Origin of the sequence: Blautia sp. An46 (genome assembly GCF_002161645.1) — a bacterium.
In the GTDB taxonomy this organism is placed as follows: Bacteria; Bacillota; Clostridia; order Lachnospirales; family Lachnospiraceae; genus Blautia; species Blautia ornithocaccae.
This window is the reverse complement of record NZ_NFIF01000006.1, coordinates 86,079-96,372: the sequence shown is the minus strand read 5'-3', so window position 1 is coordinate 96,372 and position 10,294 is coordinate 86,079. Positions and strand designations below refer to the sequence as shown.

9 protein-coding genes are annotated in these 10,294 nt (G+C 45.1%); all 9 read right to left on the bottom strand.

What is annotated here, in order from left to right:
* Positions 1 to 418: 418 nt before the first annotated feature.
* Positions 419 to 769, bottom strand: coding sequence for a TnpV protein (locus B5G00_RS19285; RefSeq protein ID WP_242971304.1), 351 nt, complete (start codon positions 767 to 769; stop codon positions 419 to 421).
* Positions 770 to 1,566: 797 nt separating this feature from the next.
* Complete coding sequence (locus B5G00_RS06640; protein ID WP_087270391.1) at positions 1,567 to 1,773, bottom strand: transposon-transfer assisting family protein; 207 nt, start codon at positions 1,771 to 1,773, stop codon at positions 1,567 to 1,569.
* 4 nt (positions 1,774 to 1,777) lie between these two features.
* On the bottom strand, positions 1,778 to 2,392 hold the full coding sequence (locus tag B5G00_RS06635; protein ID WP_087270387.1) for a YodL domain-containing protein: 615 nt from the start codon (positions 2,390 to 2,392) through the stop codon (positions 1,778 to 1,780).
* Positions 2,379 to 2,699 (bottom strand): immunoglobulin, encoded by a 321-nt coding sequence (locus B5G00_RS06630; RefSeq protein WP_087270384.1) that lies wholly within the window; start codon positions 2,697 to 2,699, stop codon positions 2,379 to 2,381. The genes B5G00_RS06635 and B5G00_RS06630 overlap by 14 nt, the downstream gene beginning before the upstream one ends.
* On the bottom strand, positions 2,696 to 3,595 hold the full coding sequence (locus B5G00_RS06625) for an LPD16 domain-containing protein (protein WP_087270381.1): 900 nt from the start codon (positions 3,593 to 3,595) through the stop codon (positions 2,696 to 2,698). Before B5G00_RS06625 ends, B5G00_RS06630 begins: the two co-directional genes overlap by 4 nt.
* Positions 3,592 to 5,670 (bottom strand): DNA topoisomerase 3, encoded by a 2,079-nt coding sequence (locus B5G00_RS06620; RefSeq protein ID WP_087270377.1) that lies wholly within the window; start codon positions 5,668 to 5,670, stop codon positions 3,592 to 3,594. The genes B5G00_RS06625 and B5G00_RS06620 overlap by 4 nt, the downstream gene beginning before the upstream one ends.
* A 133-nt stretch (positions 5,671 to 5,803) precedes the next feature.
* The gene (locus B5G00_RS06615; RefSeq protein WP_087270374.1) at positions 5,804 to 7,720 is read right to left on the bottom strand and encodes a UvrD-helicase domain-containing protein; all 1,917 of its coding nucleotides are present in this window, start codon (positions 7,718 to 7,720) and stop codon (positions 5,804 to 5,806) included.
* Positions 7,721 to 7,733: 13 nt separating this feature from the next.
* Entirely contained in the window at positions 7,734 to 9,656 is a 1,923-nt protein-coding gene (locus B5G00_RS06610) for an ATP-dependent nuclease (RefSeq protein WP_087270371.1), read from the bottom strand.
* Between the two features lie 194 nt (positions 9,657 to 9,850).
* A complete protein-coding gene (locus tag B5G00_RS06605) occupies positions 9,851 to 10,210 on the bottom strand; it encodes a hypothetical protein (protein ID WP_087270368.1) in 360 nt (119 codons plus the stop codon).
* Positions 10,211 to 10,294 lie beyond the last annotated feature (84 nt).

The following is a 10,294-nucleotide window of genomic DNA, read 5'->3' as shown; positions in this document are numbered from 1 at the left end:
GAAACGGGCTGCAAAGATTCCTGTTCCTCAGCAGTCAGATATCGGTTCTCACGAATCATTTTGCCAAGGCGCTGTTCTATTTCTGTCCAGCGAAACAGCCTTTCGCTGTCATACTCATAATTCCTGACCCGGATTCCTTTTCCATCTGCATCCACAAAGCCTTTCGTTCCGTCAAGGAAATGGTAGCTATGGCCGCTTATGCCGTATTCTTCCTTGATAAGCCTTACCCGTTCCTTCGGTTCCGTTTCTCCGGCATAAATCGCATTGATCCGCAGCTTTCCGCCTTTTAACATGGTCCCCTGTGCAAGCATCCTCTCAATTTCTTCTTCAGGAACAGAAAAAACGGAGGGCTTTGCGCTCTCCGCTGGTTCTAAACGGTCTGTGGCTGCTATCTGCTCCGCTTCCGTTGGAAACAGGCTTAATTGTTGATAAGCTCCACCTGTATTATCTCTTCCGCCTGTGCTTTCAGGCTGTTTAAGTGACGTACCCACTCCATCTGGTTCGTCTTTTTGTCCGGAGCCGAATTCTTCTCCAGAAGCTCCTTCATCAGCTGCTCCAATCTCCTGTGTGCTGTCTCGTCGATCTCCTGAAGATGGGGAAACAGCTGCTCCGTCAGCACCAGATCGCTGTACAATATCGGATTGTTCTCCTTCAAATACGCTCTGCGCATTCTCCCGTATTTGCCCAGAGGCTTCTCCATCGTCACGTTCAACTCGATCTCCGGAAGCAGATAATCCCCTTCCTGTCTGTATGCTATTTCTTTCCTCATAGTCCTGGCTCCTTTCCTGTGCTTTCGTTCGTTCATAATCCCGGATGGCCCTTTCAATTTCGCGGAACACCTCTCTGGAAATACTGCTGACAGCGGTTCCCAGCGCAGCGGCTGTCTGACGGGTGTTGAAGTCAGCAACATCTTTGAAATCCTCCGGTTCAAACTGGTTTTCTGCTTCTTCTGTACATCTGACAGAGAGGGTATAGGCAATGCTGGCCTGCGCAGCCTTCCGAAATGCAGCTCCTATGTTAAATTCATCATACTCTTCCAGGAAACTATCCGCAACGATGCTGCTGATCTGCCTGCCGTAATCCATCCAGTAGTCAGCAGCCAGACGGTCTGCCACCTGTTCAAGCTGTGCTTTCAGCGACAGATTTTCCCCGCTGATGCCATAGGTGCGTTCCAGAGCAGCCATAACCGGATTCTGGTATTCTTCCTTCATCTGCCAGAGCCAGACCGGGCGGGAATTGCTTCTGGCTCCGGTATCCGCCACATCAAAGACATACCGCAGCTTCGGCGAATCTCCTTCGTTGTCCACCAGGGCAATCCCCTTTGCGCCCTGTTTTACATACCTGTGCATGGTATCGAACCAGAAATCATATTCCGCACAGGCAGTCGCTTCCGGGCGCTGCAGGTAAATCATCAGCTGGTCATAATAGGGATATTTATAATTTCTGGCAGCGGTAGTCAGAAAGGCTTTCCACTCATCCTGCCGCCCTGTCACATATTCCGGTGCGCCTGCCAGAATGTCCGCATAGCGCCGCGCCTTAATTCCCATTCTCATCCTCCTCCCTGTCTCAGATATCCGGATAAAGATCCAGCTGGTCAAAATCCTCGTCCGTCATCTGTTCCAGCTTTTCCATTACCCGATCCGTCAAAGCCCTCAATTCCTTTTCATCATGCTCAAGCTGTCCGCGCATTTCCCCAAGGGCCTGATACAGCCCCGGACGGTCTCCGGGGCTGTAAAGCATCATCAATATTTTTTCTTCGCCCGTAAAATCCACATTCTCACTCCCTGCTTCGCTCTGTCGGCTGGTGTGGAGCCATAGTCCGCCCAGGCGGCTGCAGACCTTTCAACTGTTCCAATACAGAAGGTTTTTCCTCCGATCTGCTGCGGCCTGCCCGCTCGTCAGGCAGATTGTTTATCACTCCGTCCAGATTGTTGTCATTCTGCTCCAGACTGTCCTCGGCAGACCGCAGATGATTTTTCCCGGAAAAGAAACCCGGAAGCTCCACGAACCCGACCGAATCCACATAATGACAGGATACCTCTCCGCCAGTGTTGAGCGCTACGATATCGCTGACAGAAAGGCTGTGCCCTCTGAAATCTGCCGGATGATTAAAATTGAATCTCACAAACAACTGCTCAAGCATCCTGTCTCTGTCCTGAAAAGGCGGAAGCGGAGCCAGATAAACCACATCATAATGGTCAATCTCCGGTTCCTTTCCCTGCCTCTTCAATGCGCTGTAAGACGCAAATCTTTCGTACCTGGTATCTTCGCTGTCTCTCAGCTGCAAAATCACATAGGTGTCCGTACTGCTCTCAAGAAAGGCTTCAAGATTTCTTTCTGGAGCAGTAATCCCGTTCACCTCGTCCCATTTCTCGATTTTATCCCTCGACATCGTTCTCCTCCCGCAACGGCTTCATAAAAGGAAGCCCGTTTTTCCTCGCATTCTCAATGTCACGCTGGCGGCGGCTTTCCCCATAAGGAGGCCGTATCCCGATACTCTTTTTCGGAACGGTATAGGTCACAGCCCGCTGCGGCCCGCACCGTTCCAGTCTATACTGATCAGGATATTTATCGGAGAGGGCTTTTAGCTTGTTGATCAGACGCTGGTCATGGGTGTAAACGCTGGCGGTATCCAGCTCATTATCCCACAGGATCACCGTTTCCTGCTCCGCCAGTGTCAGATGGTAGCGGCGGCTCATCGTGATTCCTCCCGGCGCTTTATACTGGAAGAATGGTACTCTGCTCCGGTTCTTTTCATGCCGTTGAGCTTTTCCACCGCCGATTTTCTTTTCCCTGCGCTGTTTCTTTCCCTGATTTCTGCAGCTCTGTCCAGAATCACGTCATATACGGCCCGGTAACGTGTCTTATCAACCAAGCCGACGCTGTCCAGAACTTCCTCACGTGCTTCAAAGAGAGAGGATTCCGGCTTCTCCAGCTTACCTTTTTCCATTTCGCAATACTGACCATTCAACAGGAGATAAGTCCAGCCGTCATCACAATATTGAACGGCAAGATAACGGTCATTTCCTATTTTCCAGCAGCCTTTGTCTGCGTCCAGCTCTGCCTCCGGCCTGCAGCTTCCACCTGACAGCTTGAGTTTTTCTGCATATTCACAGATATGATAGACGGAGCCGGATACTGTGAGGTGATATTCATCAAGGAACCGGCACCTGGCCGTGAAAGCCCTGTCTGGATACACTACTTCAATCGTGCCGCCGTCCGGAATACGAAACTTCTCTTTATAATCCGGAGTAATGAACCGGATATCCCGTTTCGGCAGTGTTTCCGGCTCCCAGAGGCTTCGACTGCGAATTCCCGATTCCACGCAGGGTTCCAGCATACGGAGAGACACTCTTTCTGCCCTCAGTCCATCAAATCCTGCGACCTCTACTGCCAGGATTCTGGCCGCAGCCATGGGATTTTTAACGGGACAGCAGTGCAGGTCTTCTCTGGAAATATCTCCATCGTACTGTTTCTCATAACTGGCTTTATCATAAAATACAAAATAATAGCCTTCCTCAATTTCCTGCAAGTGCAGAAAAGATTTGTCATCAATCAGGAAAGCTGCTTCCGTTTTCCTCTTTTCTTCGCTCATTTCTGTCCCCCGTTTTCAAATTCCATTTTAAAGCGCGGTCTGCCGTCATTTTCCGTTTCCAGTAATACCGAGGCATTATAGTTTTTTCCCGTCTTCTGGCTCTTGCAGTCCTTTAACTTCACACGTCCGTCCCGTACCAGCTTTTCTGCAGTCTGTTTCGTCATCCGCTTGCCGATTTTGTTGAAATAGGCGTTATCCGCCCAAAGGACAAAACGGCACTCGCGGTTGGAGCAGAACCAGCCCTTACTGTGGCCGACAACTTCCGCCCCACAGTGAGGGCAGGTTCCAATCACTTCGTTTTTCTGCATCAGTACATCGGCTCCTTTCACAACCTCATAAGTGTCTATCAGTTCCCGTATCATTTCACAGATTTCCTTCATAAAATCTTCCGCCTGATAATCGCCGCGTTCAACCAGAAGAAGTTTTTCTTCCCATTCCGCCGTCATCGCAGGAGACCGAATCTGTTCCGGCAGGATTTTTACGAGAGAAGCTCCCTTTTGCGTGGGAATCAGATATCTGGTCTTCTTATCCCCTTGTCGCTCCAGAAATCCCTTCTGTACCAGTTTTTCAATAATTCCAGCGCGGGTAGCCGGAGTTCCCAGCCCTTTACGCTCTGCCTCATCCGGCATTTCATTCGCGCCAGCCGTCTCCATGCTCTGCAGAAGCGTATCTTCTGTAAAATGCTTTGGCGGAACGGTCTTCCCCTCCTTTATCTCTGCGGAAAGCAGCGGAAGAGTACAGTTATCCTTCATGGATGGCAGGACGTTCTCTTTCTCTTTTTTCTTTTTAGGACTGCATTTCTCTTCAATTTCCTTCCATCCGGCAGAAAGAACCGTTTTCCCCTTTGCTTTGAAAGCCGCATTGCCGCAAAGAATTTCAGCTGTAGTTTCCGCTGTTTTGCAGGGCTCACTTACAGCTGCCAGGAGGCGCTGAACAATCAGCCTTAAAACCTCCACTTCCCCTTTCGGAAGCTCTGATAAAGTGTATTTCTGCAATTCTTTCGTAGGGATGATAGCGTGATGATCGGTCACTTTTTTGTTGTTGACGACCTGTCCGGCATTCACCATTACAGCGCTAACATCCGGGAAACACGCGGCTGCCGCTGTAGCCACAAGCTCCGGCAGCATTCCCGCCATATCTTCTGTCAGATACCTGCTGTCCGTTCTGGGATACGTGACCAGTTTTTTCTCGTAAAGGGCCTGTGTGTAGTCCAGCGTCTGCTGTGCCGTGTAGCCAAGTATCCGGTTTGCTTCTCTCTGAAGACTGGTCAAATCATAAAGTGCAGGAGGTCTTTCACTTTTCTCTGCCTGCGTAATCTTTGCGACTTTGGCTGAACCTTCTTTCCGGCAGGTTTCAGCAAGGCTATCTGTCGTCTCGCGATTTCCCATGCGCTCGCCGGATACGGTAAAACCATCGAAGTGAAGGTGTACCTGATAGAAAGTTTCCGGCTGGAATGCCGCAATCACGGCTTCCCTCTCAACGGCCATGGCAAGGGTAGGGGACATGACTCGTCCGGTATTCAGCGTTGTTCCATACAGGCATGAAAAAAGCCGAGTAGCGTTGATTCCGACAATCCAGTCGGCTCGCTCCCGGCACAGGGCCGCTTCATACAAAGCATCATATTCTTTTGATGGTCGAAGGCGCTTAAATCCTTCGCGGATGGCGCTGTCTTCCATGGACGAAATCCAAAGCCGCTCAAACGGCTTCCGGCACCTGCACTGATGATAGACCAGTCTGAAAATCAGCTCTCCTTCACGCCCTGCATCTGTCGCACAGACCAGGCTCTCCACATCTTCACGGGACATCAGCTTTTTCAGGATTTCAAACTGCTTTTTCGTTGCCGCTGAAACCCAATATTGAAACGGCTCCGGGAAAATCGGCAGGTCATCCTTACGCCATTTCTTATACTGGTCACCGTATGCTTCCGGCGGAGCCAACTCCACCAGATGGCCGACACACCAACTCACCACATAGCCGTTTCCTTCCAGATAGCCGTCCCCGCGTCTGGTTGCTCCCAGAACCTTCGACAGTGCCTGTGCGACCGAGGGCTTCTCGGCCAGAACCAATTTGCTCAATCTGCATCCGCTCCTTTCCTGAATGAGAGAGCAGCCCCGGAGGTGGCCGGGGCTGCTATGTAAAGAAAATACTATTCATTACAAAGAAATATGCACACTTGTCCATGGTTCTTATTGAGTATTACATAAACCCTTATTCTCTCAAATCGATGATTTCCCAATCATTATCAAATACTCCTTTACTTTTTTCATAGGTTTTAGCCTGCATCGCCACACATAACAGCTTCTTAGGCCTACTCATACCAACATACGCAAGTTTGCGACTATAATCAAATAAATCCGAACTTCCAAGTTTACCCACACCATAATATGGAAGAATTCTACTCAAATCTGATGCCCTTTTCCTATCAGTTTCAAGGTAAAGGGTTGCGTCATGTGTTTCACCCTTAACTCCATGAATTGTATCAAATATTATTCTGCGTCCTCTAATCGGATCAATGAATATATTTTTTTCGGTTTTTTCCGTCGGATTTACTCCCGTAACCTTATCAAGAAAATGCGCTGGTAAACAGTCAAAAATGTCGTCTACATGTAGGTTCATGGCTCTCGAAAGCTCATATATTTTATGCCGCACTATGCAATCAATATTTTCTCTCTCTCTACTCTGTAATCTGGACATTTCATAAATCCACTGACGATATATTTCTCGATATTCATCATCAAGCAATTTTTTTATTGTAGCTACAGAATATTCTTTTTCAAATATAGGATGTCTAATTTTAGCATAATGGAATATACGACATAAAAGTTTACGAACAATGCGTTCTGTTTTGTATAAATTCCCGTCTAACATACTCGTAATGATATCATCTATCAATGCCCAATAGTTATACTCATCCTGCCTTTTTGCAGAGCCGTCAAACCCTGACCAATAGCTTCCTATTTTAAGCCCGGATGACTCCTTCTTTTTAACAGCACCAATAGCTTTATACACACCTTTATTATCATAGAGGCCGTGAGTCTCTAAAACATTGATAAACCCACTAATCACTCTATCGATTTTCTCAGGGCTAAAAATAAGTAACACTGGTTTAACACCAGTCTTTCCAGAGAAAGTAACAATATTTTTGTTATCTTTCTTTAGTTTGCAAATCACATTGGCAATTTCTTGGCTATACCTGCATGAAGTCAAGATAGGTAAAAAACCATCCTGAGGCACCCAATCTGGTGTATTATTTTCCGAAGAGTTATAAATAGCTTGATCTGAATCTCCAATTCTGATTACTGTACACTTTGAATGATTAAATATTGCGCTTATTGCTTGTCGCTGAATACTATCACAATCCTGATACTCATCGATAAAAACATACCGGAATCGTAATGAAAAAAGATTCGTATATGTTTCGGGCAAAGCCTCTATAGCGGTTTTGGCATATAAATAGGCATCACGATACCGCATTATACCTTCATTTTTTAAGAGATCTAATATCAATGCTTTATACTGTTTGGACGAGGGTTTATCCGCACCAGCCAATGCCTTTGTCTGTTTTTCTACACAAAGAGCACCATCATTCCGTATATATAATGCTTGTATAAATTCAAGCCGCTCAGTAAATTGATTGCTCCTTTCAAAACTATTCTTTGTTGCAAACTCAAGAGCCATATACTTCTTGCTATTCTGCATTTTGTTTACCATATGCTGCGCATAAGTAAGATCGTCAACCGCTTGTACGTTCCGACCAACAATATTTCGTAGATATGGCATCGTAACAAACCTATCGACAAATGACTGGATCGTTCCAATATAATTTGGATAGCTAAGAAGTTTGTCAGCATAGCCTGCAAGTCGTTTTCTAATTTCATCCACAGCAACATTAGTGTGTGAAAGGACACAAATTCCTGCACTATTTTCAAGCGGCATCCTATCAGCTAACAGTTTCAATTTTGCGAGCAGAACCGTTGTTTTACCACTACCTGGACACGCCGCCACATCGGTTGAGTGCCAACAACGTATAACATTCCTAGCATCTTCTGGAAAGTGTGCTCCTTCTGGTAAAAGAAGCTTCTCCGTTGATTCAATATCCTGATCTGAAATTTTCCATTCAACCATAGAATCCCCTCATCTATACGGTTTCTCCCGCTGCATACTTGATAGCGCTCACTATATAATTTAGAAATTGATCGCTCTCAAGCTTGGATTTCAATTCCGATTTCTTATGTTCATCCGTTTTCAGACCATACAAATCAAGATCAAACATTTTCTCTTGTGTAAGTTCAGGGGGTATTACCGATATTTCCCAGCGCAAAATTGATGCTAAACACTGTGCAACAATTGCTTTTAAACTGCTTTTTCCGTCCTCATTGAGCATTAAGTTATACATCGTGTATGCAATTTCTGCCTGAGATAAATTATGCCACTGCCTTGTTTCTTTCTCAGCATCTTGATTTGCTTCGATGATTTTTTTATCGGTTAGTGAGATATATTCTCGTGCATTCAAAATTTTCATTCCGTAATGAACTGCTTTATGGAAATCTTTTGAAAGACTGCTCATAGCAATACAATACTCCAACGTCCACCTTGGCGAAGTGAATCCATGAACTGAACCGTTAGTGTATTTATCATTCTTCTCCTTTTCAGCCTGCGCCGATTCCGATATTTTCTCATTGAACTTCCTTTCCTTCGTTACTGGGTCAACATCATATGGTTTCACATCACAATCTGTAATTACAGAAACCGGAATTCCTATGTTATGTCCATCTTTCCTTACCATAATTCTACTGTACCGAAGAAAAGCTGTACTACCAACATTTACAATAGATACTCCATATTTCTCCAACGGATAGCCAAGAATATCGGCAATTACTGGAATTAGGATATTCTCTGCATCGCCTTCTACCATGATGATACCCTTAGCAAAGAATAAATTGGCTTTTGTTGAATCAAGAAAACGCTGAAGGAACAGATAATCCCCTTTTTCCAGTCCAGTCATCCCTTCAGCTAAATCATATCCGACACCATCTTTCATTAGGATCAAATTCTTAAGGTTAATTTTTGAGGCGAGGATTGGACTATGCGTAGATATAATAATTTGAACATCATTCTCGTTATATTCATTTTGAAGATAGCTGATCAATCGAAGCTGAGCTTGTGGATGCAGGTGGGCTTCTAATTCCTCAATAAGTGCCAGCTTTATACCTCCATCGGTGTCATCCTTAAGTAGTAATAATTCTGCTGCAATGAATAGTAGATTCAATTCTCCCAACCCTGGGTTAATCTCCGGAGCATTTAGCGATAAGGATTCAAGTATTGCCTTAAGTTGAATATCTGATGTTTTCAGCTCTGCACTGCTGGCTTGTCCTTTGTCATTAAACGCTTCTAAATTATCACGAATTGTTTGGAGAATATGTCTTCCTTCTTCATCATTCGTGAAGTAATTCTCTATCTTCTTGTTTGCGTCTTGAAAAATATCCCGAATGGCATGTTCCTTTTTATCTTTGAAAACAGGGTGATTAAGCAGAATCTGTGAAATTCTTGAACCCCGTCCAGAACTCATCTCACGTTCAGCGTCCCGGAGTGGCTTCAAATAAACCGCTTTCAACAAGTCTCTTGCCTTTCCGTCAATCGAAATGCTGTCATCTACATCGCCCACTCGCAACTCCTGAAAGATTTTGTGTCCCTCTTTCCATGCACGATAATGAAGTTCGAGCGTATATTCAATTTCTTCACCGTTCTTTTTGAATTTCAAATACTCAATAAAGTTCTTTGCTTCATTCTGAGTAAACTTTGTAATCGTACAATCAATCTTAAATTCAGAACAAGCATCGCCATTAATAGGCTTATAGAAATCCTCATCTACTGGTCTAATATACTCATTGCTCTGTGTTAACAAAACTAGCTTAAGCGCATCAATTACTGCAGTTTTTCCAGAATCATTCTCTCCAATCAGGGCATTTAGTCCTTCATGAAAAGTGATATGTAAGCCAGGAGCGCCATCTACCGCTTTGAATCGGCGGAAGTTATAAACTTTTAATTCAGATATTATCATAGTCTTATTTTTATCCTCGCTTTTAAAGATATAATTTTATTCCCTTAGTAGCTCTTTAACCTTATAATATAGCACTTCCCCAAATTGGTCATTTAATTGCGATCTACTTTTTCCATTATATCATAAGCCTCTTTGGGTAAACAGCCCTAGATCACCACCTGGAACCATAAATCTTTCGCTTGCTCCCCGTCAGTTCACCCTACGCCATACCCCTCCAACACCTCATCCGCCAAAAACTTATATTCCGGAAGCTGGTCTGTATAAATTCCCAGCGACCGCTTCATTTCCGCCTGTTCCTGCTCATCCGGCTCGTCATGCTCAAATTCTGAAAGTGCAAATGCGTCCTGAGCAATAATCTCGAACATTTTCTGACAAAACTCCTTCGGTTCATAATAGCAGCCTACAGCTTCCACATCTTTCCTGTAAGAATTCAGTTCCAGAAGAAGATAGCAGTCCAGTTTCTTTGAATACAGCAATTCATAATTCTCATGCTGCTCAATGCATCCGATAAAAATCTTTACCAGCCGTTCCATTTCCTTTTTCTTTGCTCCCATAAGTATCCTCCATTTCTGCCGTCTGACGGCATCGCTTCTCGCAACTGGTTACAGAAACAGTATAACCCGGAAGCAAAGCGGATA

Bases quoted from the DNA above. Each gene is read 5' to 3' on its own strand.
- B5G00_RS06630 (WP_087270384.1), bottom strand. From the start codon at position 2,699: ATGAGCCGCCGCTACCATCTGACACTGGCGGAGCAGGAAACGGTGATC.
- B5G00_RS19285 (WP_242971304.1), bottom strand. From the start codon at position 769: ATGAGGAAAGAAATAGCATACAGACAGGAAGGGGATTATCTGCTTCCG.
- B5G00_RS06635 (WP_087270387.1), bottom strand. From the start codon at position 2,392: ATGTCGAGGGATAAAATCGAGAAATGGGACGAGGTGAACGGGATTACT.
- B5G00_RS06625 (WP_087270381.1), bottom strand. From the start codon at position 3,595: ATGAGCGAAGAAAAGAGGAAAACGGAAGCAGCTTTCCTGATTGATGAC.
- B5G00_RS06610 (WP_087270371.1), bottom strand. From the start codon at position 9,656: ATGATAATATCTGAATTAAAAGTTTATAACTTCCGCCGATTCAAAGCG.
- B5G00_RS06605 (WP_087270368.1), bottom strand. From the start codon at position 10,210: ATGGGAGCAAAGAAAAAGGAAATGGAACGGCTGGTAAAGATTTTTATC.
- B5G00_RS06615 (WP_087270374.1), bottom strand. From the start codon at position 7,720: ATGGTTGAATGGAAAATTTCAGATCAGGATATTGAATCAACGGAGAAG.